The 24,461-nt window shown below is 36.2% G+C and carries 20 protein-coding genes; 11 read left to right on the forward strand and 9 right to left on the reverse strand.

Annotated elements, in window-relative coordinates:
• Positions 1–83: 83 nt before the first annotated feature.
• The 4 genes from yidC to rpmH form a co-directional block, all read right to left on the reverse strand.
• Entirely contained in the window at positions 84–1,721 is a 1,638-nt protein-coding gene (yidC, locus tag CWS31_RS09115; protein ID WP_101344905.1) for a membrane protein insertase YidC, read from the reverse strand.
• A gap of 257 nt (positions 1,722–1,978) precedes the next feature.
• Complete coding sequence (yidD, locus tag CWS31_RS09120; RefSeq protein WP_101344906.1) at positions 1,979–2,245, reverse strand: membrane protein insertion efficiency factor YidD; 267 nt, start codon at positions 2,243–2,245, stop codon at positions 1,979–1,981.
• Positions 2,212–2,598, reverse strand: a complete 387-nt coding sequence (gene rnpA, locus CWS31_RS09125) for a ribonuclease P protein component (RefSeq protein ID WP_101344907.1) — start codon at positions 2,596–2,598, stop codon at positions 2,212–2,214. Before rnpA ends, yidD begins: the two co-directional genes overlap by 34 nt.
• 43 nt (positions 2,599–2,641) lie before the next feature.
• Positions 2,642–2,776, reverse strand: coding sequence for a 50S ribosomal protein L34 (rpmH, locus tag CWS31_RS09130; protein WP_011045771.1), 135 nt, complete (start codon positions 2,774–2,776; stop codon positions 2,642–2,644).
• A gap of 452 nt (positions 2,777–3,228) precedes the next feature.
• Between rpmH and dnaA the strand changes: the two genes are divergently transcribed.
• The 6 genes from dnaA to glyS all read left to right on the forward strand — a co-directional run bounded on the left by dnaA (position 3,229) and on the right by glyS (position 12,644).
• Positions 3,229–4,629 (forward strand): chromosomal replication initiator protein DnaA, encoded by a 1,401-nt coding sequence (gene dnaA / locus CWS31_RS09135; RefSeq protein ID WP_101344908.1) that lies wholly within the window; start codon positions 3,229–3,231, stop codon positions 4,627–4,629.
• Between the two features lie 49 nt (positions 4,630–4,678).
• Positions 4,679–5,782, forward strand: a complete 1,104-nt coding sequence (gene dnaN / locus CWS31_RS09140; RefSeq protein WP_101344909.1) for a DNA polymerase III subunit beta — start codon at positions 4,679–4,681, stop codon at positions 5,780–5,782.
• 65 nt (positions 5,783–5,847) lie between these two features.
• The gene (gene recF / locus CWS31_RS09145) at positions 5,848–6,981 is read left to right on the forward strand and encodes a DNA replication/repair protein RecF (protein ID WP_101344910.1); all 1,134 of its coding nucleotides are present in this window, start codon (positions 5,848–5,850) and stop codon (positions 6,979–6,981) included.
• A gap of 9 nt (positions 6,982–6,990) precedes the next feature.
• Positions 6,991–9,435 carry a DNA topoisomerase (ATP-hydrolyzing) subunit B gene (gene gyrB, locus CWS31_RS09150; protein ID WP_101344911.1) on the forward strand — a complete coding sequence of 815 codons (2,445 nt, stop codon included), beginning with the start codon at positions 6,991–6,993 and terminating at the stop codon, positions 9,433–9,435.
• 207 nt (positions 9,436–9,642) lie between these two features.
• Entirely contained in the window at positions 9,643–10,581 is a 939-nt protein-coding gene (gene glyQ / locus CWS31_RS09155) for a glycine--tRNA ligase subunit alpha (RefSeq protein ID WP_101344912.1), read from the forward strand.
• Positions 10,581–12,644, forward strand: a complete 2,064-nt coding sequence (gene glyS / locus CWS31_RS09160) for a glycine--tRNA ligase subunit beta (RefSeq protein ID WP_101344913.1) — start codon at positions 10,581–10,583, stop codon at positions 12,642–12,644. Before glyQ ends, glyS begins: the two co-directional genes overlap by 1 nt.
• 109 nt (positions 12,645–12,753) lie before the next feature.
• Here the strand turns inward: glyS and tusA are convergent, their stop codons facing one another.
• A complete protein-coding gene (tusA, locus tag CWS31_RS09165; RefSeq protein ID WP_101344914.1) occupies positions 12,754–12,993 on the reverse strand; it encodes a sulfurtransferase TusA in 240 nt (79 codons plus the stop codon).
• Between the two features lie 205 nt (positions 12,994–13,198).
• On the opposite strand from tusA, the gene CWS31_RS09170 reads away from it, so the two are divergent.
• The 4 genes from CWS31_RS09170 (at position 13,199) to CWS31_RS09185 (ending at position 18,768) form a co-directional block, all read left to right on the forward strand.
• Positions 13,199–15,172, forward strand: coding sequence for a transglycosylase SLT domain-containing protein (locus CWS31_RS09170; RefSeq protein ID WP_246143454.1), 1,974 nt, complete (start codon positions 13,199–13,201; stop codon positions 15,170–15,172).
• A gap of 108 nt (positions 15,173–15,280) precedes the next feature.
• On the forward strand, positions 15,281–16,612 hold the full coding sequence (pepQ, locus tag CWS31_RS09175; protein ID WP_101344915.1) for a Xaa-Pro dipeptidase: 1,332 nt from the start codon (positions 15,281–15,283) through the stop codon (positions 16,610–16,612).
• A 78-nt stretch (positions 16,613–16,690) separates the two neighbouring features.
• Positions 16,691–17,335 (forward strand): YigZ family protein, encoded by a 645-nt coding sequence (locus tag CWS31_RS09180; RefSeq protein ID WP_101344916.1) that lies wholly within the window; start codon positions 16,691–16,693, stop codon positions 17,333–17,335.
• Positions 17,317–18,768, forward strand: a complete 1,452-nt coding sequence (locus tag CWS31_RS09185; RefSeq protein WP_101344917.1) for a TrkH family potassium uptake protein — start codon at positions 17,317–17,319, stop codon at positions 18,766–18,768. The genes CWS31_RS09180 and CWS31_RS09185 overlap by 19 nt, the downstream gene beginning before the upstream one ends.
• 29 nt (positions 18,769–18,797) lie before the next feature.
• Here CWS31_RS09185 and trkA read toward each other — a convergent pair whose 3' ends face one another.
• The 4 genes from trkA to def are packed head-to-tail and all read right to left on the reverse strand — an operon-like array spanning position 18,798 to position 23,146.
• Positions 18,798–20,174 carry a Trk system potassium transporter TrkA gene (gene trkA, locus CWS31_RS09190; RefSeq protein ID WP_101344918.1) on the reverse strand — a complete coding sequence of 459 codons (1,377 nt, stop codon included), beginning with the start codon at positions 20,172–20,174 and terminating at the stop codon, positions 18,798–18,800.
• A 43-nt stretch (positions 20,175–20,217) separates the two neighbouring features.
• Entirely contained in the window at positions 20,218–21,537 is a 1,320-nt protein-coding gene (rsmB, locus tag CWS31_RS09195; RefSeq protein WP_101344919.1) for a 16S rRNA (cytosine(967)-C(5))-methyltransferase RsmB, read from the reverse strand.
• A gap of 54 nt (positions 21,538–21,591) precedes the next feature.
• On the reverse strand, positions 21,592–22,581 hold the full coding sequence (gene fmt / locus CWS31_RS09200) for a methionyl-tRNA formyltransferase (RefSeq protein WP_101344920.1): 990 nt from the start codon (positions 22,579–22,581) through the stop codon (positions 21,592–21,594).
• A 52-nt stretch (positions 22,582–22,633) separates the two neighbouring features.
• A complete protein-coding gene (gene def, locus CWS31_RS09205) occupies positions 22,634–23,146 on the reverse strand; it encodes a peptide deformylase (protein WP_101344921.1) in 513 nt (170 codons plus the stop codon).
• A 155-nt stretch (positions 23,147–23,301) separates the two neighbouring features.
• Here def and CWS31_RS09210 point away from each other — a divergent pair, with 155 nt between their 5' ends.
• Complete coding sequence (locus tag CWS31_RS09210) at positions 23,302–24,408, forward strand: LysM peptidoglycan-binding domain-containing protein (protein ID WP_101344922.1); 1,107 nt, start codon at positions 23,302–23,304, stop codon at positions 24,406–24,408.
• Positions 24,409–24,461 lie beyond the last annotated feature (53 nt).

Genomic DNA, 24,461 nt, shown 5'->3' on the forward strand with positions numbered 1-24,461 from the left:
TATGGATAAATATAAAAAAGGCGATTACTGGTAAACAGTAATCGCCTTTTGCTAATTTTTTAATACAACCGCTTTAAATGTAATTAAGCAGTTTTAGCCGCTTTAGCTTCTTTATCTTTGGCAATACCGGCAAAAATAATTTTCATTTGCACAATAGAAACAATGTTACTTACTAACCAATAAAGTACTAAACCAGCAGGGAACCAAGCCATGAATATTGAGAATACAACAGGCATGTATTGCATGATTTTTTGTTGCATTGGATCTTGAATAGTCATTGGTTGCATTTTTTGCATAACGAACATACTAATACCCATTAAAATAGGTAATACAAAGTATGGGTCCATTGCTGATAAATCTTGTATCCAGAATATAAATGGTGCGTGACGTAACTCAACGCTTTCTAAAAATACCCAGTAAAGTGCTAAGAATATTGGCATTTGTAATAAAAGAGGTAAACAACCGCCTGCTGGGTTTACTTTTTCTTTACGGTACATTTCCATGGTAGCTTGTGACATTTTTTGTCTGTCATCGCCAAAACGCTCTTTTAATTGAGCCATTTTAGGTGCTAAATCACGCATTTTAGCCATTGAAGTGTATTGCGCTTTAGTTAATGGGTACATCACACCTTTAATAATTAAGGTGATGATTATAATTGCAAATCCCCAGTTACCAACAAAGCTTTGAATTAAATTAAGTAAAGCGTAAAGCGGTTGGCTTATCATAAACAAAAAGCCGTAATCTATGGTCAAATCTAAGCTTGGTGCAATAGTTTCTAATACTTTTTGGTCTTTAGGGCCTACATAGAATATTGCAGAAGTTGAACCTTGTTGACCTGCATCAATTGTAATTGCAGGTTCTTTAAAGCCAATTACAGCGTTAGCATCTTTATAACTTGTATATAATTGATTAGTTGTTTCTGCGTTTGGTACCCAAGCTGAAACAAAGTAATGTTGAAGCATGGCAACCCAACCACCGACAGTTACTTTGTTTAAGTTTTCTTCTTTAATATCGTCAAAATCGTATTTTTCGTAACGATCTTCAGTTGTTGAGAATGCAGTACCTCGGTACGTTGGTAACATAGCACTGCCAGATTCAACTACTGTTGTGTGTTTAATTTGTCCGTACATTTGTACAGAAACACTATTAGCGGTGTTGTTGTTAATTAAATATTCAACATCAATACGGTAGCTATTTTTATTGAAGGTAAAACGTTTAATTACCGACATGCCGTTGGCATCATTAAATAATAAATCAACAGTTTGGTTGTCAGCACTTATTGTATAGCTATCTTGTGCACTGCTATAAATTGGTCGGCCTTTAATTACACGGTCAATACCATTAGCACCAGTTAAACCACTTTGTGCAATATATTGTTGAGGGCCACTTTGTAGCAAAGTAAATGGTATATTATTGCCTTGTTCAGTATTAAATTTAATTAATTTAACTTGAACAATATCACCACCTTGACTATTGATTTTTAAAGTAAAATCATCATTAGCTACGCTTATTAATTTTGCAGAAGCCTTAGTTGATTTTATTGTACTTATTGTTTCTTCTGATGATGAAGGCACGAAGTCTCCGTCAGAACTTTCACCAGATTGAGTTTGGTTAATACTAGTTTGTATTGGTGCAGGTGCATTTTCTGCTTGCCATTGACTAAACAGTAAATAAGTAACAACCATAAGCGCAATAAAAAGTAGACTGCGTTGGGATTCCATAAAATTAACTTCTCTTCTTTGTTGGCAGGGGAGTATTCCTGCACATTATTTAAATTTGATAAGTGCGTGGCATTTTAATATACGTTAGCTTGATAACCAACCATCTTTTAGATTATGAGGGGGATTTAAGCAAGTTAAGCTTATTTATCTCAAGTTTATAAAAATAATAGCTTAATGAGTGAGAAAAATTATCAAGTTTGTTGCTGTTTTTAATCTTATTACAGTAATTATCCTAATTTAGGAAATCACATTTATTTTTAATCGTTGGGCTTGTTAGCTTTTTTTACTGGTAAGGGAGGAACCGGATCTTCACCACCCTCATTAAGTGGATGACATTTTAAGATTCGTTTACTTGCTAACCAACTGCCTTTTATCACCCCAAATCGGTCAACTGCTTCAATGGCATAACTTGAACAAGTAGGAGTAAATCGACAATTAGAACCTAATAAAGGACTTAAAAAACGTTGATAGCTTTTTAAAGACATTATTACTAGTTTTTGTGGCGCTGAATTATTTTTCGCCATATTTTTTCTAATTCCTGGTTTATCGACTTATTATCAAGTTGATCTATGCCAGACTTTACCATAACGACCATATCGATAGCTGGTAAATTATGTTGATTTAAGCGGAAGCTTTCTCGGATTTGTCTTTTGATACGATTACGTTGCACAGCAAGCTTTACGCGTTTTTTAGCAATAGCTAAACCTAAACGGTTTTTGGCAACTGTATTATGTTGATCAGAAACAAGGGTATGAGGTTTTGGAGTAATTAATAGAGTAAAGTGGCTAGAGCCAAATCTAATAGGTTTAGAAAAAACCTTTTGAAAATGACCGGGAGTCAACAAACGTGACTCCCGATTAAATTTGTAAGTAGTCATAGTTTGACTACCTTATATCAAATATTGTAAACAAGATTTAATATTATGCGCTAAGACGTGCACGGCCTTTGGCACGGCGACGAGCTATTACAGCACGACCGTTTTTAGTTGCCATACGAGCACGGAATCCGTGGTTACGCTTACGCTTTAGTACGCTAGGTTGAAATGTTCTTTTCATTACGCTAATCCGTCGGTTGTTGTTGCCCTGGCAAAACAGCCTTTTGAGCACACTGGTCTAAAAAATGAGGCCGAATATTAAAGCTTACTAGGGGATTTGTCAATCTTTAATCTAAGCTATTTAACAAAGATCGTTGCTTTTTTATCTAAGGATCATTGTGATCTTTAGTGAATTAAAGTGATAAAGTGCAATGATATTCACAGTTTTATCACATTAGTGTTTTCATATATTAATAACTAAGCTAGTCAAATGTTCTATTTAAGTAAAATAATTTATAAATAGGATACTTTTTACAGCTTTAATAATTATAGATTTACATTAATTTACATGTACTTAACGATAAATGTTATAAAAAATATTATATTAGTGAAAAGTCAATATTGCACTTGTGGATAACTCAATAGATAATAGGCTTCAGAAAAATAATACCCTTGTTACTTTTGGAGTTTTGGTTGGATCATTCACCTTGGCAAAGATGCCTATCTGTTCTACAAGAAGAATTGCCTGCTCAGCAATTTAGTATGTGGATCCGACCTTTGCAATGCGTTATAGATGAAAATGTTATGACGTTATATGCTCCTAATCGTTTTGTTTTAGATTGGGTAAGAGATAAATACGTTAACCGGATTAATGAACTACTTACTCTTAACGAACCAAGTAATCCTTTATTACTTAGGTTTGATGTGGGCAGCAAACCTATAGTTGATAATTCAGCAGGCAGTAATTCAAGTAATAGTAATCCATCTTCAGTCAATGGCGGAAGTAATGAAGCTCTTTTTTCAAAATCTTCTGCTACATCTAAAGTAACAGAGCCAGAAAGTAATATCCCCAAAAAAACCAATGTGCGACTTAATTACACGTTTGATAATTTTGTTGAAGGTAAATCTAATCAATTAGCACGAGCTGCAGCTTCACAAGTTGCCGATAATCCAGGTACTGCTTATAATCCGTTATTTATTTATGGTGGTACCGGTTTAGGTAAAACGCATTTATTACATGCTGTTGGTAATGGTATTTTATTAAATAAACCCAATGCTAAAATAGCTTATATGCACTCAGAGCGTTTTGTGCAAGATATGGTAAGAGCATTACAAAATAATGCGATGGAAAAATTTAAACAATATTATCGTAGTGTTGATGCACTTCTTATAGATGATATTCAATTCTTTGCAGGTAAAGAGCGTACACAAGAAGAGTTTTTCCATACTTTTAACGCATTACTTGAAGGGAATCAACAAGTTATATTAACTAGTGATAGATACCCGAAAGAAATAAATGGCGTTGATGATAGATTAAAATCTCGCTTTGGTTGGGGATTAACTTTAGCAATAGAACCACCAGAGCTTGAAACGCGTGTTGCTATTTTAAAACGCAAAGCGCAAGAAAGTCAGATTAACCTTGCTGATGAAGTTGCTTTTTTTATTGCTAAACGACTTCGTTCTAATGTTCGTGAATTAGAAGGGGCGTTAAACCGAGTTATGGCTAATGCCAATTTTACAGGTCGAGCTATTACTATTGATTTTGTCAGAGAAGCATTGCGTGATTTACTCGCCTTGCAGGATAAATTAGTTACTATAGATAATATCCAAAAAACGGTAGCTGAATATTATAAAATTAAAATTGCTGACTTATTATCTAAACGTCGTAATCGCTCAGTTGCTCGACCTAGACAAATAGCCATGGCATTATCTAAAGAATTAACTAACCATAGTTTACCTGAAATTGGTGATGCTTTTGGTGGCCGTGATCACACAACTGTTTTACATGCGTGTCGTAAAGTTAAATCATTACGCGAAGAAACGCATGATATTAAAGAAGATTATTCAAATTTAATTAGAACACTTTCGTCTTAACTTTTAGTTTTAACCTAATAAAAACATTAGCACTTAAGCAGGTATCAAAATGAAGTTTTCATTAAACAGGGAATTATTACTTAAACCATTATTGTTGGTTTCAGGGGCAGTAGAACGTAAAAGTACTTTGCCTATATTAAGTAATATACTTTTTGAAGTTAGCGGTCACTCACTTACCTTAACGGCTACTGATTTAGAACTTGAAATGGTTGCCTATGCTGAAATAGACAATCAAGGTGAAGACGATAAAATTACTATTCCAGCGCGTAAGCTGCTAGATATTTGTAAAAGTTTACCTGAAAACTCGGTAATTAAATTTGAAGCTATTGATGAAACTATTAAGTTATCTTCAGGCCGAAGCCGTTATTCACTTTCAACATTACCTGCTGTTGATTTTCCAAATATTGAACAGTGGAAGGGTGATGTTGAATTTCAATTAATGAAATCAGAGTTTTTACGCTTAATTGAAAGTACTCACTTTTCTATGGCGAACCAAGATGTTCGTTATTACCTCAATGGTATGTCTATCGAAAGTGAAGGCAAAGAGATTCGTTCGGTGGCAACCGACGGTCACAGACTTGCTATTTGCAAAATAGCGAATGAAAATTTAACTTTACCAGCAAGACAAGTAATTGTTCCTCGTAAAGGTATTTTAGAAATCATTCGTTTATTAGCTCCAGTTGATGAACAAGTTCAAATATTTTTAGGTTCTAATCATATTCGTATTATTGATACTGAGTTTTCTTTTACTAGTAAATTAGTAGATGGACGTTTTCCTGATTACCGTCGTGTACTTCCACGTAATGGTGATAAGGTTTTTGAAACTAATAAAGATGCATTACGTCAGGTTTTATCGCGTGCTTCAATTTTGTCGAATGAAAAATTTAAAGGTGTACGTCTTAATTTCTCTGATACCAACTTGAAAATTACGGCCAATAACCCTGAACAAGAACAAGCAGAAGAAGAAATTGAAATTAATTTTCCTTACGGTGAATTAGAGATAGGTTTTAACGTAAGTTATGTACTTGATGTATTAAGTGCTATTAAAGACGAGAACGTTAAATTCACTTTAGCCGATGCGAATAGTAGTGTTGTTATTGAAGGTAGTAATAGCGGCGAAGCACTATACGTTGTTATGCCAATGCGCCTATAATTAGTCTTTTATATTACTTAAATAATATAACTCAAAACGTATAACTAAGAGTAAAATTTTTACTGATGAGTGTAGCTAAACTTACTACGTACAATTTTAGAAATTTGTCATCAGTTGCAATTGATTTACATCCTAGTTTAAATTTTATTATTGGTGATAATGGTAGTGGTAAAAGTAGTTTACTTGAAGCTATATTTTTTTTAGGGCATGGTAAATCTTTTCGAACTAGTAAAGTAGAGAATCTTGCTACTTATGAAATGGACAACTTTGTTGTCAGTATAAAAGATATTAATGATTTACAACTGGGTTTAAGTAAAAATTTAAAATCAGGTGTCACCCTTATAAAAATTAATGGTGAACGACATGCAAGGTTATCTGAATTAGCAAAGAATATAGCCGTGCAAATTGTGACACCTGAGAGTTTTAAACTCTTTTTTGGAGGCCCTAAAGAGAGAAGACGTTTTGTTGAACTAGGAATGTTTCACGTGAAACATGACTTTTCTAATCAAGGCAGAGAATTTAATAGAGTATTAAAACAAAGAAATGCATGTATTCGTAATCATTTAGACAGGTCTACTTTTGATTATTGGACAGAACTTTTTTGCTTATTGTCGGAAGAAGTTGCGCAAGTAAGAGCTCAATATATTGAAGATCTTATTAGTGAACTACCTTTTTGGTTAGCAATATTATTACCTAATATTGCTGATAAAGTTACCGTACAATATTTACAAGGTTGGCCACAAAAGAAAACATTAAAAGCCGCCTTGTTAGATAGTTATGAAAGAGAGCAGGCTTTCGGTTATAGCATTTATGGTGCACATAGATTTGATGTAAAGTTTCTTATCGCAAAACATGATCTTGAAAGTCAACTTTCAAGAGGGCAACAAAAGTTGTTTTTACTGGCGTTAACTTTTGCTCAAGCTAAATTAATTGGCAGAGTTAATCGAGTAAAACCAATTTTACTTATTGATGATATAGGAGCCGAATTAGATATTAATTCAAGAACTTCTTTATCTGACGCAATAACTAAATTAGATTGCCAAGTTATTATAACGGCAATTGAAAAAGGTGTATTACAACCTTTCCTTAATAACGATAATTTTATTAAAGAAAAGTGTGATGAGAATATAAAATATCATATGTTTCACGTGAAACATGGTGGTATATTACCTGTGAATAATTCAGTAATGATTGAGTAGGCTAAAACTATGACAGTAGAAAATGAATATGGATCGTCCAGTATAAAAGTTCTTAAAGGACTTGATGCAGTACGAAAAAGACCTGGAATGTATATAGGTGACACGGATGATGGCACTGGTTTACATCATATGGTTTTTGAGGTTTTAGATAACTCAATCGATGAAGCATTAGCAGGGCATTGTTCTGAAATTATTGTAACTATCCATTTAGATGGTTCAGTTTCAGTAAGAGATGATGGCCGTGGTATCCCGACAGAAATTCATGAAGAAGAAGGTATTTCTGCAGCTGAAGTTATCATGACGGTATTACATGCCGGTGGTAAGTTTGGTGGTGAGGACTCTGGTTATAAAGTTTCTGGTGGTCTTCATGGGGTTGGTATTTCGGTAGTAAATGCCTTAAGTGAAAAACTTAAATTAAATATTCGTCGTGACGGAAAACTGTATGAACAGTTTTACAAAATTGGTGAAGCACAAGCGCCACTTGCTGAAGTAGGGCTTAGTGATAAAACTGGTACTGAAGTACGTTTTTGGCCTAGTTCTGATACCTTTAGCGATGTTTTATTTCATTATGAAATATTAGTTAAACGTATTCGTGAATTATCATTCTTAAACTCTGGCGTATCAATTCGATTAATTGATGAACGCGAGGAAGGTAAAGAAGATCACTTTAAATACGATGGTGGTATCCAAGCGTTTGTTGATTATTTAAATACTAACAAAACGGCTGTAAACGAAGAAATATTTTATTTCGATTTAGAACGTGAAGATGGAATTATTGTTGAAGTTGCTATGCAATGGAATGATGGTTTCCAAGAAAATATTTTCTGTTTTACTAATAATATTCCACAGCGCGATGGTGGTACTCACCTTAGTGGTTTTAGAACAGCACTAACAAGAACGTTAAACTCTTATATGACTAAAGAGGGTTTAAACAAATCTAAGAAAGGTGGTACTACAGAAACAAGTGCCACTGGTGATGATGCACGTGAAGGCTTAACAGCGGTAATATCTGTTAAAGTTCCTGATCCTAAGTTCTCTTCACAAACTAAAGATAAGTTAGTTTCCTCAGAAGTTAAGACTGCTGTTGAACAAGCAATGGGCGAAAAATTAGGTGAATACCTATTAGAAAACCCAGCGATTGCACGTACTATTATTATGAAGATAGTTGATGCAGCGAGAGCGCGTGAAGCTGCACGTAAAGCACGTGAAATGACACGTCGTAAAGGTGTATTAGATATTGCCGGTTTACCGGGTAAGTTAGCAGATTGTCAGGAAAAAGATCCTGCACTATCTGAAATATATATTGTGGAAGGGGACTCTGCTGGTGGTTCAGCCAAGCAGGGTCGTAACCGTAAGAACCAAGCGATCTTACCGTTAAAAGGTAAAATTCTAAACGTAGAAAAAGCACGTTTTGACAAAATGATATCTTCACAAGAAGTAGGTACACTAATCACAGCGTTAGGTTGTGGTATTGGCCGTGATGAATATAACCCTGAGAAGCTTCGTTATCACAGCATCATCATCATGACCGATGCCGATGTCGATGGTTCTCACATCCGTACTTTATTATTAACTTTCTTCTATCGTCAAATGCCAGAGATCATGGAACGTGGTCATATTTTTATTGCGCAACCGCCGCTTTATAAAGTTAAAAAAGGTAAGCAAGAACGATACATAAAAGATGATGAAGGTTTAACTGAATACTTAACTACATTAGCACTTGATAGCGCAGCTATACATGTTAATGAACAAGCTCCACCTATTTCAGGTGCTGGTTTAGAAAAATTAGTAAACCAATATCGTAGTACTATGGATATCATCAAACGTTTAGCCAGACAGATACCTGTGGATATTGTTGAAAAGATGGTTTACAGCGACACAATTGCTGTTGATGATTTTTCTGATGAAGCAAAAGTAAATGAGTGGGCGAAGAATTTAATTACCCAACTTGAAAACCAAGATGGTAATGGTTCAATTTATAAAATTGAAGTGAAGTATAACCAAGAACGTAATATTTACTTTCCTAACTTTATCGTAAGAAAACACGGTATTGATAAAGAATATCATTGTAGCTATGAGTTTATTCAATCAAAAGAGTTCGCCGCTATCATGGCATTGAACACAGCTATTAATGGTTTGATGGAAGAAGGTGCTTACGTTAAACGTGGTGAAAAAGTTAACCCAGTATCAAGTTTTGAAGATGCATTAGAGTGGTTAATGGCAGAATCTAAACGTGGTCAATATATTCAACGTTATAAAGGGTTAGGTGAAATGAACCCTGAACAGCTTTGGGAAACTACCATGGACCCAGAAACTCGTCGTATGCTACAAGTAACTATTGAAGATGCAATTGCAGCAGATCAATTGTTTACGACATTGATGGGTGATCACGTAGAACCAAGACGAAACTTTATCGAAGAGAATGCCTTAAAAGTTTCAAACCTTGATGTATAAGATTTACTAAATACGAATTAATATGCCCGGTCTTCATAGTCGGGCATTTTTGTAGGATAAATACTCTAATAAAGTTATAATCTACATCAGTTAAAAACATTGAAAAACGGCATATAATATTCAGCAAATTGTTACAGTAATTAGATAGATTAATCGTTACCGTGACAGCTTGTTCAGTTAAACAATACAAAAGTGAATTTGAACACCATGACAACTTACAACAGTAAAACTTTTCAAGGCCTAATTTTGCAACTGCAAGATTATTGGTCACGTCAAGGTTGTGTAATCGTACAGCCTCTAGATCTAGAAGTTGGGGCAGGTACATTCCACCCAATGACTTTCTTACGTTCAATTGGCCCTGAGCCAATTAGCAGCGCGTACGTTCAACCATGTCGTCGTCCTACCGACGGTCGTTATGGTGAAAACCCAAATCGCTTACAGCATTACTATCAATTTCAAGTGATGTTGAAACCATCACCAAAGAACATACAAGAGCTATACCTTAATTCGTTAAAAGAGTTAGGTATTGATCCACTTGTACATGATATTCGTTTTGTAGAAGACAATTGGGAATCGCCAACATTAGGCGCTTGGGGGTTAGGTTGGGAAATTTGGCTTAACGGCATGGAAATTACCCAGTTTACTTATTTCCAACAAGTTGGTGGTTTAGAGTGTACACCAGTAACGGGTGAGATAACTTACGGTCTTGAGCGTCTTGCTATGTATATTCAAAATGTTGATAGTATTTACGACCTTGTTTGGACTGATGGCCCGTTAGGCACAGTTTATTACCGTGATATTTTCCATCAAAATGAAGTTGAGCAATCTACTTATAACTTTGAACATGCAGATGTTGACGCGTTATTTAAACAGTTTGATCAATGTGAAATTGATAGCCAAAAATTAATTGAAGCGAACTTACCATTACCAGCTTATGAACAAGTTATGAAAGCGTCTCATGCTTTTAACTTACTTGATGCTCGTCATGCAATTTCAGTAACAGAGCGTCAACGTTATATTTTACGTGTACGCACTTTATCTAAAGCAGTTGCTGAGGCATATTACGCTAAACGAGAAGAGCTTGGATTCCCAATGTGTAACAATAATACTTCTTCAACTAATACCGAAACTAAAGGAGATAAATAATGACTACTGAAACGCTCCTAATTGAACTAGGTACTGAAGAGTTACCACCAAAATCATTAAAAACATTAGCAACTGCTTTCTTCGACAACATCAAAACTCAGCTTGATAGCAATGACTTAACCTATAGCGATATTAAATGGTTTGCTACACCGCGTAGGTTAGCTGTTCAAGTTATTGATTTAGTTGGTAAACAACAAGATAAAACAGTAGAGAAACGTGGTCCGGCAGTAAATGTTGCTTTCGACGCTGAAGGTAACGCAAGTAAAGCTGCTCAAGGTTGGGCACGTTCAAACGGTATTACCGTTGAGCAAGCGGAACGTTTAACAACAGACAAAGGTGAGTGGTTATTACACCGTGCTACTGTGACCGGTAAAGCAATTGCTGAACTTATACCTGATATGGTTACTACGGCATTAAGTAAATTGCCGATTGCCAAACCTATGCGTTGGGGCGCAGAGCGTACTCAATTTATTCGCCCTGTACATACGCTAACTATGATGTTTGGTAGCGAGGTAATTGCAGGTGAAGCATTGGGTGTTACCTCAGCTAATCAACTACAAGGTCACCGTTTTCATCATGAAGGTTTAGTGACTCTTAATCACGCTAACGAATATCAAGCAGAATTGTTAAAAGCATACGTTGAAGTAGACTTTGCTGAGCGACAAAAGAAAATTGTGGCTCAAATTGAGCAAGTAGCAAAAGATATTAATGCTGTTGCATTAATTGATGAAGATCTATTAGATGAAGTTACAGCGCTTGTTGAATGGCCTGTAACCTTAGTAGGTACGTTTGACGAAGATTTCTTAAACGTACCAGCTGAACCATTAATTTACTCAATGAAAGATCATCAAAAGTATTTCCCAGTAAATGATAAAAATGGTCAATTACTTAATAAGTTTATTTTTGTTTCTAATATTGAATCTAAAGATCCAAGTGCGGTAATTTTTGGTAATGAAAAAGTTATTCGTCCACGTTTAGCTGATGCAGAGTTCTTTTTCAAAACAGATAAAAAACAGAGCTTAGAGTCACGCTTAACAAGTCTTGAATCTGTATTGTTTCAAAAACAATTAGGCACATTAAAAGCTAAATCTGAACGTATTGCTGAGCTAAGCCAATTCATTGCTGAACAGTTAAATGAAAATGCAGATGATGCTTACCGTGCAGGTTTACTAAGTAAAACCGATTTGATGTCTGAAATGGTATTAGAATTCCCACAAGTGCAGGGCACTATGGGTAAATATTATGCCTTACATGATGGTGAAAATGTAAATATCGCGCAAGCGTTAGAGGATCAATATCGTCCTCGTTTTGCAGGTGACTCTTTACCAGAAGCAAACATTGGCTGTGCCGTTGCTATTAGTGACAAAATTGATACGCTAGTAGGTATCTTTGGTATTAATCAAGCGCCTAAAGGCGATAAAGACCCGTTTGCGCTTCGAAGAGCAGCCATTGGTAGCATTCGTATTATCATTGAAAAACAGCTTGATTTAGACCTGTCTGAATTGATTAACAAAAGCATCGAGCTTTTTGGTGACAAGTTAGTTAACGAAAACACCGCAAATGATGTTTTAGACTTCATCATGGGGCGCTTCCGTGCTTTCTATCAAGAGCAAGGTATCAGTGTTGATGTTATCCAAGCAGTATTAGCTAAAAAGCCAAGTGCACCACTTGATTTTGAAAAACGCATTAAAGCGGTAACTTTCTTTGGTGAATTACCTGAAGCTGCAACGTTAGCCGCAGCCAATAAACGTGTAGGTAATATATTAGCTAAATTTGATGGCCAGTTAACAGCATTCAATAGCGATTTAGCGACTGAACAAGCTGAAAAAGACTTAGCTAATGTATACCAAGCAATTAAATTGGAAGTGGCACCACTTATGGCAGTTAAAGATTATCAAGCTGCATTGAGTGAATTAGCCCAACTTAAAGCACCAATCGATACTTTCTTCGATAACGTAATGGTTATGAGTGATGATGAAGCCATTAAAATTAACCGCTTAACCTTACTTAATGAAATTAGAAATAGCTTCTTTGCTATTGCCGATATTTCAGTGTTGCAATAACACAGAGATATTATTAAAAAAGAATACTAAAAAGGTCATGACAACATGACCTTTTTTTATGCTTGAGTTTTATTTTACATAAAGTTTAGCCAGCAAAATAAAAAACAAATTAGCTTTTCTTAATCACATACATGTAGGGCATTGTTTCTGTTTGTTGTGCTACAAGCTCATGTTCCATAAAGCGGCAAAAGCTTGGAATGTCGCGTGCGGTTGATGGATCATCACAAGTAATTAATAGCGTTTCACCAGAGGCGATTTTGCGAATATTCATGCGAACCATCATTACAGGTTCAGGACAGCGAAGCCCTAAAGCATCGAGAATATGGTCGGTATTGTCAAAAGAAGTCATCGGCGTAAGTAAGAAATATGTGAGATTAAAAGGTTATTTTTGATAATTATACATTATTTCAATACAAGATTAATGGAAATGTAACATGGAATAAAATTGAATCAACTATAATTAAAATAACGGGAAATAAATGATGAAACATAGTGAATAAAAGCGTTAAGCTGTTACTAGAGTTAAGTCGGTATGATGGATTATTGAGGTGGTTGTGAATATTATTTTTAAAGCGTTTCTGGTTTCAGCTCTTTCACTATATTCTGTGGTAAGTGCTCAAGCAGAGCTTACTATAATAGATGATGACGTAATAGATCATGGCTTAACTGTTCACACTAATCTTGAACAGCAACAAAAATTTATTGAAGCAGAAAGCCTGTTATCAAAAAACATCTCTTCAGCAGAAGCAACTGAGTATGAAAATCTATATTCAGACCTAATGGACTATCCGTTAAAACCTTATTTAGATCAGCAACGTTTACTAGAAAATATGCAGTTATCTTCAGCCGAAGAAATAGCTGTATTTTTGGCTAAATATAAAAACTCCCCTTTAGATTGGCCGTTACGTAAAGCGTGGTTAACCTATTTAGCAAAGCAAGACAAAGGCGAGCTGTTTCTTACATTTTATAAAAAAACAAGCAATAAACTACTTACCTGTCAGCAGCTAAGTTTCTCATTAAAAGCAGGTGTCTCTGAAGAAGTTGTATTACCGCAAATAAAAAAATTATGGTTAGTTGGCAAATCACTCGATAAAGAATGTGATCCCTTGTTAAATAAGTGGGCTGATGCAGGTTACAGAACTGATGAGTTAGTAATTCAACGTATTGCTTTAGCAGCCGATGGCGGTAAACATACACTCATTCCTTACTTAACTAGGTTATTACCAGAAAATAAACAATATATTGGTAAGCTATGGCACCAAGTTAGGCGTGATCCTGCAAATGTGGCAAAGCTGAAAAAGTTTCCCCATAAATCGGCACAAGAAAGTGAAATTTATAGTTACGGCATTAAAAGGCTTATTTGGCGTAATCCTGATTTAGCGATAAAAAGTTATAAAAAAGCACAACAAGTTTTTAATTTTTCTGTAGAGCAAGAAGAGCAAATAGCTGAAAAATTTGCGGTAGCATTAGCCAGTAAAAGTCACCCCGAAGCAAAAACTTGGCTAGCAAAGTTAGCACCGACTAATGTTGATCGTAATATTTTACAGTGGCAACTAACAGAAGTACTAAAAGATCAAGATTGGACAGCTGTGATTGATGAACTAACGCTAATGCCGGCAGGTTACAAAACAGAACTGCAGTGGAAGTATTGGTACGCAAGAGCATTAATTGAAACTGATGACTTAGAACTTGGCATTAATGTTATGAATGAAATAGCTAGCAAGCGTCATTATTATGGTTTTCTTGCTGCTAGTTACCTTGATACATCGGTCAGTTTACAAAATAATCCGCTAGCGATAACGCTAGAAGAAAAAAGCGCAATATTACTTTACCCATCAGCCAAACGTGCTTTTGAATTTTATTATTTAGGGCGTTACATAGAAGCACGTAGAGAATGGCGTTACTGGTTAACTCAGTTAGATAGCAGAGGTAAACTTGCAGCAGCGAAACTCGCTAATGAAAATGGTTGGTTTGACCGCGCAATTTTTACTTTATCGCAAGAAGGCTATTTTGACGATGTTGAACTACGTTTTCCGAAAGCATTTGATGATAAAATTAATCAATATGCTAAAAAACAAACTATAAATCCAGCGTGGGCATTTGCGATTGCAAGGCGTGAAAGCTCATTTATGACAGATGCAAGCTCACCAGTCGGCGCTAGTGGTTTAATGCAATTAATGCCAAATACCGCTAAACAATTAAATAAAGGTAGTGTTACTACTAAGTACCTTTATAACGCGGATAACAATATACAGCTTGGCACACAATATTTGCGAGATTTACTTGATGAAAATAAAGGCAATCAGGTATTAGCAACAGCATCGTATAATGCTGGTCCTCACCGTGTTAGAAGTTGGTTGAAAAAAACTAAAGCGATGCCTGCGGATATATGGATAGAAACTATCCCGTTTAAAGAAACGCGTAATTACGTTAAAAGTGTTTTAGCCTATCAAGAAATTTATCAGCATAAACCAGGACAGGTTAGTCAGATATTTGATCAGGTGATTAAGATGAATATTGGCGAGTAAATTACACGGCTGATTATTATTTGGTATTTAGGCAAAGAAGTGATCATTTTATTAGCTGAATTGCTATGATAAGACTATGTTCTTGAATGCGTATTTTGGAGAAAGATAATGACCACGCTTAATGAAAATCTTACTAAGCTGTTTCCCGCACACATAGCCCAATTACAGCAGATGACAAAAACAGCGCTTTCACGTGAAAATCTTGAAGGAATTGTCATTCATTCAGGACAAGAAATTAAAGCCTTTCTTGATGATAATAGTTATCCATTTAAAGTTAACCCACATTTTAAATATTGGTTGCCGCTTATTGATATTCCTAACTCTTGGTTAGTGGTTAATGGCGAAGATAAACCCACCTTAATTTATTATCAACCTATTGATTTTTGGCATAAAGTAACACCTTTACAAGAAAGCTATTGGAATGACTTTTTTACTATTAAAATACTCACTAAAGCGAGCGATGTAGATAAACTATTACCTTATGACAAAAAAGGTTTTGCTTATATAGGTAGCCATATTGAAGTAGCATTAGCGCTTGGCTTTGAAGCGATTAATCCTGAGCCTCTACTGAATTACATTCATTACCACCGTGGTTATAAATCAAAATATGAGCACGAGTGTATACGACAATCATCTATGTTGGCGGTTAAAGCACACCAAGCTGCGCGTCATGCCTTTTTACAAGGTGATAGTGAGTATGATATTCAGCAGGCTTACCTTAAATCTATAGGTTATGGTAATAATGATACGCCTTATGTCAATATTGTCGCTTTAAACAAAAATTGTTCAATTTTACATTACACTGCTTTAGACAAATTAGTGCCGCAAGTGCATCAATCATTTCTTATTGATGCTGGGGCAAATTTTAATGGTTATGCCGCAGATATTACCCGTACTTATTCCTATAAAAATGATAAGTTCGCCGAGTTAATTGCACGTATGGATCAACTTATGCTGAATGCTGTTTCAGGATTAAAACCTGGGATTAGCTATGTTGATTTACATATTGAAACCTATAAAGCTATTGGTGAGGTTTTACGCGAATTTAATTTTATTACAGTTGATGCGGATACTGCGACGGAATCTGGCATTATTTCTAGCTTTTTTCCACACGGGTTAGGGCATCATTTAGGCTTGCAAGTACATGATGTGGGCGGCTTTATGGCTGATGAACGTGGTACGCATGTAAACGCGCCAGCAGAGCACCCGTTTTTACGTACTTCACGTACTGTAGAAGCAAACCAAGTGTTTACCATTGAACCTGGTTTATATTTTATTGATTCATTATTAGCTGATTTAAAAGCCTCTGCTAATTCGGATCAAGTTAATTGGAAAAATGTTAATGCAATGCGCGGTTTTGGTGGAATACGTATAGAAGATAATATTATTGTACATAAATCACACAATGAGAATATTACTAGAGATCTAGGCTTAATCTAATGTGTTTAGATTAAGCTCGTTTAAGTAAAATGAGCTTAAATAAATTGAATAAAACTTTTAAAGAAATAAAAATATACTGTGTCTAAATCATTTCTCATTGCAGTTAATGAAGTAGAAGACGAATTAATTGTTAACCGCAGCCGTTTCATCTGCTATTTACGGCCTTGTGAAAGTATTGCTGATGCGAAGTTAATGCTAAAAGAATTACAGCAACTTCACCCGCAAGCAAGTCATCATTGTCAGGCTTTTTTAACAAAAGCGGCCGATGATAGTCAAGGTTATGGTTTTTCTGATGATGGCGAGCCTAGCGGCACGGCAGGTAAGCCAATGTTGTTAGCATTGCAAGGCGGAGGAATAGGGCAAGTGTGTGCAATTGTCGTCCGCTATTTTGGTGGTAAAAAACTGGGTACAGGTGGTTTACAAAGAGCATATGGTGGCAGTGTACGCCAAGCTTTAACGCTTTTGCAGTCAAAAATAAAAATAGCTATGGTGCACAAAACCTTAGCGTGTCAATATAGCCAGGTAGACGACGTATTGCATTTGCTTCGGCTAATTGACGGTGAAGTTGTTTCGCAACAATATCAACAAAACGTTGTTTTGCAGTTAGCGATTCCTGTAGCTAAACTATCGTTGATTCAAGAGCAATTACACACATTGTCTGCAGGGCAATTACAGTTAACCGCTAGCGGGCAAGAAAATAAAACGTGCAATATAAAAACATAATTCGAATTATAGGTTTGCTAGTCGCGCTTCTAAGTGTGACCATGCTGCCACCAGCATTAATTTCACTAGTTTATCGCGATGGTGGTGGTTTACCATTTTTACTTGGTTTTTTGTGGTGTATTTGTACTGGCTTTATAGCTTGGTACCCTTATCGTAATGAAAAAACTGATCTTAAATCACGAGAAGGTTTTTTAATTGTTGTACTGTTTTGGCTGGTATTAGCCAGTTTCTCTGCCATACCCTTTCTTCTACTAGAACAACCCAATTTATCTACTGCTGATGCGTTTTTTGAGTCATTCTCTGGTTTAACAACTACTGGAGCAACCATATTAACGCATATAGATGACTTACCTCATGCCGTATTATGGTATCGCCAACAATTACAATGGTTAGGTGGTATGGGTATCATTGTACTTGCGGTAGCCGTATTACCAATGCTTGGTATTGGTGGAATGCAGTTATATCGCGCTGAAACACCAGGGCCGGTGAAAGACTCTAAAATGACCCCTAGAATTGCAGATACAGCAAAACATTTGTGGTACATCTACTTAGGTTTAACTGTAGCTTGTGCACTTGCCTATTGGTTTGCAGGTATGTCTGGCTTTGATGCAATTTGCCATGCTTTTTCAACTATTGCTATTGGTGGTTTTTCAACGCATGACGCCAGTATGGGATACTTTAATAGCCCTGCAATTAATTTAGTTTGTGTCACATTTTTAATTATTGCAGGTGTTAACTTTGCACTACATTATGCAGCTGTACAAAGTAGATCACTAAAAAGCTATATATTTGATCCTGAATTTAAAGTGTTTATTGGTATTCAAATAGTACTTACTTTAATTTGTTTTACTGTGTTAATAACCTCAGGTACGTATCAAGATGCCGATCATGCTCTTGACCAAGCCTTATTCCAATCTGTTTCTATTAGTACTACCGCTGGTTTTGCAACCACGTCTTTTTCAGAATGGCCAACGTTATTACCTATGTTATTAATTTTTTCTAGCTTTATTGGTGGTTGTGCGGGTAGTACCGGTGGCGGAATGAAGGTTGTAAGGGTTGTATTACTTTATTTGCAAGGGTTGAGAGAGCTAAATAAGCTGGTGCATCCGCGAGCTATTTTTAGTATTAAGTTAGGTAGAAAAGTTTTACCTGATAAAGTAGTGGAAGCAGTTTGGGGATTTTTCTCTGCCTATGCAGCGGTATTTGTTATTTGTATGTTATTGCTGCTCGCTACAGGTATGGATAATATTACTGCTTTTACTGCTGTTGCAGCCTGTATAAATAACTTAGGACCAGGTTTGGGTGAGGTTGCTGCTAATTTTTCCTCAATTAATGACACGAGTAAGTGGGTATTAATTATGGCTATGTTGTTTGGTCGATTAGAAATATTTACTTTATTAGTCTTATTCACGCCAGCGTTCTGGCGCTCATAATTAAGCAATTTCTAAGCTGTATGTTGAAATTAGAAGTAAATAGCGCTTACTTGGAATAGTTTTTCTATATCACTGATATATTTTTTACTGACTAAAAATAGAATCACGTGATCTTCTTCATGTATTAATGTATTTGAATGTGCAATTAATACTTCACTTCCTCTAACTACTGCACCAATTGTTGCTCCTGGTGGTAGTTTAATGTTTTTGATAGTACGACCAACCACTTTAGATGATTTCTCATCACCTTTTGCTACAATCTCTATCGCTTCAGCCGCGCCGCCACGTAAGCTGTAAACATTATCAATAGAACCACGTCTAACATGGGTTAATAAAGCTGAAATAGTAGCTTGTTGAGGTGATATAGCAATATCTATAGTACTGCCATGTACTAAATCAATATAAGCATCACGTTGAATTAGTACCATGGTTTTACGTACGCCAAGTCTTTTGGCAAGTAATGACGACATAATGTTTGCTTCGTCATCATTAGTAACAGCAATGAAAATATCAAACTGGTCAATATTCTCTTCAGTGAGTAATTCTTGATCAGAAGAATCACCTGCAAATACCAAGGTATTATTCAATTCAGAGGTTAGCTGTTCGGCACGTTCTTGTGAGCGCTCAATTAGCTTTACTTGGTGATTCTTTTCTAAAATACGAGCTAACCCGGCACCAATATTACCACCACCAGCAATCATAATACGTTTGTAAGCTGTTTCTAGTTTTTGTAATTCATTCATCACTGCGCGTATATGAATACTTGCAGCAATAAAAAACACTTCATCATCTGCTTCAATTACAGTGGTGCCAAGAGGGCGTATTGGTCTACCATTTCGGTAAATAGCAGCAACACGGGTATCGACATTAGGGATGTGATCTCGCAAAGTTGAAAGCGCATGACCTACTAGCAAACCACCGTAATAGGCTTTTACTGCAACTAAGCTGACTTTACCTTCTGCAAACTCCAATACTTGTAATGCACCTGGGTAATCAATTAGTCGAGCTATATCTCTAGTAACTAATTCTTCAGGAGCAATAATATGATCGATAGGGATATGTTGTTTGTGAAACAGCTCGGCAGAGTATTTTAAAATTTGATTAGAACGAATACGGGCAATTTTTTTCGGAGTCTTAAATAACGATGAACATATCTGGCAAGTGATCATATTGGTTGCATCGTCATTTGTTACGGCGATAACCATATCTGCATCTTCAGCGCCAGCAGCTTTCAATACATCAGGGTAGCAACCTTGACCATTTATAACCTGTAAATCCATTTTATCTTGCAGTTCACGAAGTTTTTCATTGTCGGTATCAACAACAGATATTTCATTGTTTTCACCAACAAGGTTTTCAGCTAGCGTGCCGCCAACTTGTCCTGCACCTACTATGATTATCTTCATGTGTTATTTATTCTACTTTTTGAAATTAAAATTCATTAAAGTTTTATTTAGCCTTTAATAATTTGGCGTAATAAAAACCATCCATGTTTCTCGCATCAGGTAATAATTGCCAGCCAACATTATTTTCATCAGTATCAGGGTTATTGCTATTAATGGCAATTAATTGTGCATCTTGATTTTGTTCAAGAAAGCGAGATACTTGCTGACAGTTTTCTTCTGGTAAAATACTGCAGGTTACATACAGCAATGTGCCGCCTGGTTTAAGTAATGACCAAATGTTGTCAAGTATCTGTTGCTGTAAGATAACTAATTTATCAATGTCGTCAGCTTTACGCAGCCACTTTATATCGGGATGACGGCGAATTACGCCGGTGCCAGAGCAGGGGGCATCAAGTAAAATACGATCGAATAATTCACCTGACCACCAATCTTTAGTAGCAGCGTCTGCGGCTATAACTGTTGCGTTGAGGTTTAAGCGCTCTAAGTTTTCATGAACTCGAGTTAAACGACCTTCTTCAATATCGATAGCGGTCATTGAAGCAATAGTAGGTGTTTGCTCAATAATATGACACGTTTTACCGCCAGGCGCCGCACAACAATCTAGTACTATGTCGTTTGGTTGACAATCAAGTAACAATGCCGCTTGTTGGGCTGCACCATCTTGCACTGAAACCCAACCTTGGTCGAAGCCAGGTAATTTAGCAACGTCAAGCGGCTTCGTTAAGGCAATAGCTTTTGAGTAGGCATCAACATGGTCAATTTCAATATCAGCTTCATTGAGTAATACTTGGTATTGCTCACTACTATGATGTTGTTGGTTAGCACGCAACCACATAGGCGGTCTATTTTGATTAGCTTCAAGAATAGATTGCCATTGCTCAGGGTAACTCTGTTGTACTTTTTTTATAAACCAGCTCGGGTGATTATATTTAATTGGATCAGGTAGATTTTTATCCGCGCCAGATACTTTACTTTCGGCTTCAAGGGTTCGTAAAAAGCTTCTAAGTACGGCATTTACAAGCCCTTTCATATGACTATTTTTTAGCGGTTTGGTTGCCGCAACGGTTTCACTTACTGCGGCGTGATCGGGAATACGCATATACCTTATTTGATATACACCAACTAGTAATAAAAAGTGAAATACGCGTTGTTTACCTTTAATAGGCTTTGGCACTAAATGACGTACATCATTTTCTAGCTCTGGTAAGTAGCGCAGCACGCCATAGCAGATTTCTTGTAATAGGCCTTTATCTTTGCCTATTAACTTATCTTGTTGTTTTGGTAGCTCATCACTTAAGCTTCTGCCTTGATCTATTACGGCGTAACAACATTTTGCTGCAAGTGCTCTAATATTAATGGTCATTGGTTATCTTAATTTCACTTATCTGTTAGTTGTTTTTAGCTGAGTGCTTTTAGCTCAACTCAATTTATTAATTGGGCTGCCAACAACGAACCAATCGCTGCGACCATTGATAATATCTTTTACCGGTAACGCTTTCTTGCCAGGAAGTTGAATAACTTCTAAACGGATAACTCCATCAGCTGTTTGTACCTCAACACCTTCTTTGTCTGCTTTTAGTATTGTTCCAGGAGTTGCAGCCGCGTTATGTGAGTTTGCTTGAACAGATGCTTGCCAAACGCGTAGTCTATGTAGTTTGTTTTCAGCTTCTTCAAAAGTAAACTGAGATACAGGCCAAGGAATGTAAGCTCTGATTTTTCTGTGTAATTCATTGGCACTAAGTTGCCAATTTAGCTCTGCTTCTGCTTTATCAAGCTTATGAGCGTAAGTTGCAAGGTTATTGTCTTGAGCAATATTGTGTTCGCTGGCTTGATAATTGGCTTGTGCCATTAAAGCCAGTGTATCTATTAATGCAACAGGGCCTAAGTTGGCAAGTTTTTCATAAAGGCTAGCACTGGTGTCGGTAATTTCAATATTACACTCTGCAGTTAATATCATGTCGCCAGTATCTAAACCTTTATCCATTTGCATGATAGTTACGCCAGTTTTTGCATCGCCAGCTTCTAGAGAGCGCTGAATTGGTGCTGCGCCGCGCCATTGAGGTAAAATTGAACCGTGAACATTGATACAACCTAAGCGCGGAGCCTTTAGGATAACTTCTGGTAATAATAGGCCGTAAGCAACTACCACCATAATGTCGGCATTATATTGTGCTAATTGTTGCTGGGCTTCTTCGTCTTTGAAGTTAATAGGCTGTTCTACTGTTATACCGTGCTCTAGCGCAAGTAATTTGGTGGCACAAGCGGTTAATTTTTTCCCTCGACCTGCAGGCTTATCTGGCGGGCAATATACCGCGATAACGTTATGTTCAGAGTTAATTAACGCCGCTAAATGTTGAGCTGCAAAATCAGGCGTTCCGGCGAAAATAATATTTAATGGCGTATTCAAGATAAATCCTATTATAGTAAGTTGGTACTTACTATTTGGGTTGTATTAATATTTATGAGAGGTTTTCAAACTTAGCTTCTTTTTCTAACTTTTTTTGGATACGTTGACGTTTTAAAGGAGAAAGATAATCGACAAATAAAATACCATTTAAGTGATCTAGTTCATGTTGAATACAAACGCTCTGTAATTCAGATGCATTTAAAGTAAATGATTTACCTTCACGATCAAGTGCTTCAACAGTACAGGTGTTATGTCTGTCAACTTTGGCATAAGTGCCAGGTACTGATAAACAACCTTCTTCATTAATAGAAGTTTCATTACTGCTTTCAGTAATTTTAGGATTAATTAATACAATAGGTTGGTTTCTATCTTCTGAAGTATCCATAACAACAATTTGTTGGTGAATATCAACTTGAGTAGCCGCTAAGCCGACACCGTTCTCGTCATACATGGTTGCTAACATATCATCTATAATAGTTGCTGTAGCATTAGTTATATCAACAACTGGTTGGGCTTTTGTTCTTAAGCGCGGATCAGGAAAACGTAAAACATTTAAAATAGTCATATTTATTTAAAAGAGTTAGCGATAATTCATCGAGAATGTTATCTTTTAATTATATACTCAAGTAACTGTAACTGAAACCCGCATTTTTAAGTCACTTGATATAACTAATAATTATAGTGCGTTAAAACAGTAAGCACTGAAAAGGAAAGAGCTCCATGCTTAAAAAAATAATACTATCATTGTCTCTGATCTCTTATCCGTTAATTGTATTAGCGGATCAAATAAAGCTTAATGATAATGCGCCTAAAACACACGTAGTAGAGAAGGGCGATACCCTCTGGGATATATCAGCGGTGTTTCTTGAGCAACCTTGGTTATGGCCTAAGTTGTGGCGTTTAAACCCAGAAGTAAACAACCCTCATTTAATTTATCCTGGTGATGTTTTAAAACTGGTTTATGATGAAAATGGAGAGCCTATGTTAGTGGTAGATCAGAAGGGCTCTGCTACACAAGGAAAAGCGAGTTATAAATGGTCACCGAAAATTCGCCAAGAAAATAAAAATGATTCAGCAATAAAGTTATTACCACTTGAGGTCATCGCGCCTTATATGACATATGCGCACTTATTTTCAGAAGATGAGCTAGAAGAATTACCTTACGTGTTAGGTAGTGATGAAGGCTATCGCATGACGACAAAAGATTTTAAAGTCTATGTTAATGCTGATTTGGTGGTGTCGCAAAGTTACGCTATGTACGATAAGGGCGAAGAGCTTTTTGATCCTGAAACTGATGAATCACTTGGTTTTTATGTTGATTTAGTGGGTACTGGGCAAGCGATAAGAAGCGGCGATATGGAAAATGATGTTCCCGCTACTATACATGTTAGTTCAGTTAAAAGAGAAATTAACTCAGGTAGCTATGTAGTCCCCATTAATGAAGGCCAATTATTACCGTCTGTTTTTACAATGAAAGCAGCAGATAAATCACTTCGTGGTTCTATTGTAAAAGCAACAAGCGATGCTCGTGGTTTTGGTAAACTAGAAATTATTATGATAAACCGTGGTGTTGAACATGGTGTAACTTCTGGTGATGTAATGGGAATTAAACGTACAAGCCCAGGAGTTGTTGATACTGGAGATGGTCCTGCTTACCTTGTTGAAGCATCTAGCTGGGATAAGCTGACGGGTAGTGATTATAAAATGCCAGAAGAGTATCTTGGCGAATTGATGATCTTCAAAGTATTTGAAAAAACTAGTATGGGTATTATTCTACAAACAGATAAACCGGCTAGAATTAACGATATTATTACTGCACCAGAGTAAAACTCATTTAAATAAACTGTACCAGAAAAACACTGTTAAATATTTTATCTCTC

This window comes from Colwellia echini, assembly GCF_002843355.2.
Classification (GTDB): domain Bacteria; phylum Pseudomonadota; class Gammaproteobacteria; order Enterobacterales; family Alteromonadaceae; genus Colwellia; species Colwellia echini.

What these genes read in the sequence shown, in the direction of transcription:
- yidC (WP_101344905.1), bottom strand. Translation starts at nt 1,721, where the DNA reads ATGGAATCCCAACGCAGTCTACTTTTTATTGCGCTTATGGTTGTTACT.
- yidD (WP_101344906.1), bottom strand. Translation starts at nt 2,245, where the DNA reads ATGGCGAAAAATAATTCAGCGCCACAAAAACTAGTAATAATGTCTTTA.
- rnpA (WP_101344907.1), bottom strand. Translation starts at nt 2,598, where the DNA reads ATGACTACTTACAAATTTAATCGGGAGTCACGTTTGTTGACTCCCGGT.
- rpmH (WP_011045771.1), bottom strand. Translation starts at nt 2,776, where the DNA reads ATGAAAAGAACATTTCAACCTAGCGTACTAAAGCGTAAGCGTAACCAC.
- dnaN (WP_101344909.1), top strand. Translation starts at nt 4,679, where the DNA reads ATGAAGTTTTCATTAAACAGGGAATTATTACTTAAACCATTATTGTTG.
- recF (WP_101344910.1), top strand. Translation starts at nt 5,848, where the DNA reads ATGAGTGTAGCTAAACTTACTACGTACAATTTTAGAAATTTGTCATCA.
- gyrB (WP_101344911.1), top strand. Translation starts at nt 6,991, where the DNA reads ATGACAGTAGAAAATGAATATGGATCGTCCAGTATAAAAGTTCTTAAA.
- glyQ (WP_101344912.1), top strand. Translation starts at nt 9,643, where the DNA reads ATGACAACTTACAACAGTAAAACTTTTCAAGGCCTAATTTTGCAACTG.
- glyS (WP_101344913.1), top strand. Translation starts at nt 10,581, where the DNA reads ATGACTACTGAAACGCTCCTAATTGAACTAGGTACTGAAGAGTTACCA.
- tusA (WP_101344914.1), bottom strand. Translation starts at nt 12,993, where the DNA reads ATGACTTCTTTTGACAATACCGACCATATTCTCGATGCTTTAGGGCTT.
- pepQ (WP_101344915.1), top strand. Translation starts at nt 15,281, where the DNA reads ATGACCACGCTTAATGAAAATCTTACTAAGCTGTTTCCCGCACACATA.
- trkA (WP_101344918.1), bottom strand. Translation starts at nt 20,174, where the DNA reads ATGAAGATAATCATAGTAGGTGCAGGACAAGTTGGCGGCACGCTAGCT.
- rsmB (WP_101344919.1), bottom strand. Translation starts at nt 21,537, where the DNA reads ATGACCATTAATATTAGAGCACTTGCAGCAAAATGTTGTTACGCCGTA.
- def (WP_101344921.1), bottom strand. Translation starts at nt 23,146, where the DNA reads ATGACTATTTTAAATGTTTTACGTTTTCCTGATCCGCGCTTAAGAACA.
- CWS31_RS09210 (WP_101344922.1), top strand. Translation starts at nt 23,302, where the DNA reads ATGCTTAAAAAAATAATACTATCATTGTCTCTGATCTCTTATCCGTTA.